Below are 561 nucleotides of genomic sequence, written 5' to 3'. Positions count from 1 at the left end.
CTCATTTCGATGGTTTAAACGTTCGGCTGGATTACCAGTTGGCGAGATCGGGATGTTGGTTGTGGAGACAGTGGTTCGTATTCGGCGCGAGTATGCCGGAGGCAAGGCGATCAAGGCGATCGCACGGGATTTGCATGTGTCGCGGAAGGTCATCCGCAAGGCGATCCGGGCGCCGGAAGGCGCGTTCGATTATCATCGTGCGGTGCAGCCGCGGCCGCGGCTTGGACCGTATCAGGAGCGGCTCGACACGCTGTTGTTGGAGAACGAGGCACGGCCCCGGCGCGATAGGCTGAGGGTGACGCGCATCCACGATCTGCTGCAACGAGAAGGGTTTGGGGGGTCTTACGACGCGGTCCGGCGCTATGCTGCGCGCTGGTCAGAGGCTCGGCGCAGGGACCCTGGCGACAGCGTGTCGGCGTTCATCCCGCTCGTGTTCAAGCCGGGCGAGGCCTACCAGTTCGACTGGAGCCATGAGGATGTGGAGATCGCCGGCAAGCCGATGCGGGTGAAGGTCGCGCACATGCGGCTGTGCGCATCGCGGGCGGTATACGTCCGGGCCTA

Annotated in this window: 1 pseudogene; it reads left to right on the top strand. The window is 63.8% G+C overall.

Annotated elements, in window-relative coordinates:
- Positions 1 to 52: 52 nt before the first annotated feature.
- Positions 53 to 561: pseudogene (locus tag FQ320_RS25375) on the top strand (IS21 family transposase); the annotation flags it as partial.

The organism is Oceaniovalibus sp. ACAM 378 (assembly GCF_008085915.1).
In the GTDB taxonomy this organism is placed as follows: Bacteria; Pseudomonadota; Alphaproteobacteria; order Rhodobacterales; family Rhodobacteraceae; genus Oceaniglobus.
Note: the sequence above shows the minus strand (reverse complement) of the source record. Positions and strands in the feature narration are given on the sequence as shown.